This is a genomic window from Clostridium frigoris (genome assembly GCF_018861865.1).
GTDB classification, from domain to species: domain Bacteria; phylum Bacillota; class Clostridia; order Clostridiales; family Clostridiaceae; genus Clostridium_AD; species Clostridium_AD frigoris.
Genome location: NZ_JAHLDV010000131.1, coordinates 1 through 1,616, shown reverse-complemented (window position 1 = coordinate 1,616; position 1,616 = coordinate 1). Strand labels below are relative to the sequence as shown.

1 protein-coding gene is annotated in these 1,616 nt (G+C 29.1%); it reads left to right on the top strand.

Going from position 1 to position 1,616, the window contains the following annotated elements; genetic code table 11:
- The first annotated feature begins 118 nt into the window (after nt 1–118).
- The gene (gene serS / locus KPL37_RS19380; protein ID WP_216151707.1) at nt 119–1,402 is read left to right on the top strand and encodes a serine--tRNA ligase; all 1,284 of its coding nucleotides are present in this window, start codon (nt 119–121) and stop codon (nt 1,400–1,402) included.
- Nucleotides 1,403–1,616 lie beyond the last annotated feature (214 nt).

Here is a 1,616-nt window from a genome sequence, read left to right as displayed (position 1 = left end):
GCCCATATAAATACAATAATTCAATATATAACAAGAAAGTTTCTTTTTAAAATGATGAGATTTTAAGAATGAGTGAGATATCAAGAGTAATTTATAATAAAGAGAGGAAGGAATAATTATGTTAGATTTAAAAAGAATAAGAAATAATCCAGAAGAAATAAAGGCATTAATGGCAGACAGAGGGGAAAATTTTAAAGTATCAATAATTGATGATGTTGTATACCTTGATAAAAAAAGAAGAGATATGTTAACAACGGTAGAAGAATTAAAAAATATAAGAAATACTGAATCTGCACTTGTACCTAAAATGAAAAAAAACGGTGAAAGTGTAGAAGAAATAATGGTTGAAATGAAAAAACTTTCAGATGAAATCAAAAATTATGATGTTGAGTTATCTGAGGTAGATGAGAAAATTAAAGATATCATGTTAAGTATTCCAAATATTCCTAATGAGAATGTGCCACTAGGAAATACAGAAGAAGATAATGTTGAAGTAAAAAAATGGGGAGAACCAACAAACTTTAAATTTGAAACAAAAGCACATTGGGATTTAGGAGTAGATAATGATATTTTAGATTTTGAAAGAGGCGGAAAGATTACAGGTTCAAGGTTTACAGTTTATAAAGGTCTTGGAGCAAGACTTGAGAGAGCATTAATAAGTTACTTTTTAGATTTACATGTGGATACAAATGGGTATACAGAAATATTACCTCCATATATGGTTAATAGACAAAGTATGATTGGTACTGGCCAACTACCTAAATTCGAAGAAGATGCGTTTAAGGTAGCTAATACAGACTATTTCTTAATACCTACAGCAGAGGTGCCTGTTACTAACATATATAGAGACGAAATATTGAATGGACAGGATCTTCCTATAAAACATGTTGCATATAGTGCTTGTTTTAGACAAGAAGCAGGTTCAGCAGGAAGAGATACAAGAGGACTAATAAGGCAACATCAATTTAATAAAGTTGAACTTCTTAAATTCACAAAACCTGAGGATTCATATGCAGAACTTGAGAAATTGCTTTCTGATGCAGAATCAGTATTACAAGGACTTGAACTTCCTTATAGAATAGTTAAGATATGTAAAGGAGATTTAGGGTTTACAGCTTCATTTAAATATGATATTGAAGTTTGGATGCCAAGTTATAATAAATATGTTGAAATATCAAGCTGTAGTAATTTTGAGGATTACCAAGCAAGGCGTGCAAACATTAGATATAAGGATAATAAAAAAGATAAGGCTCAGTACATTCATACACTAAATGGATCGGGAGTAGCTGTTGGAAGAGCCTTAGCTGCAGTTCTTGAAAATTATCAAAATGAAGATGGATCAGTAACTATACCAACGGTTTTATTAAAATATATGGGAACAAACACAGTAATTTCAAAATAGAAATTTACTATAAATATATAGTATAATAAATAAATGCTTTAATATTTTATATTAAAGTGTTTATTATTAATTACATGAAATATACAAAAAAACAATAAATATGTGTCAATCATTTTTGAAAATGTCCCAAATTAAGTGAAACATTAGCACCAACGAATTGTTGGTGCTTTACTTTGTTTGAATTATAATTTTGGGTAAGTTTAATACACCTACT

Bases quoted from the DNA above. Each gene is read 5' to 3' on its own strand.
- serS (WP_216151707.1), top strand. From the start codon at position 119: ATGTTAGATTTAAAAAGAATAAGAAATAATCCAGAAGAAATAAAGGCA.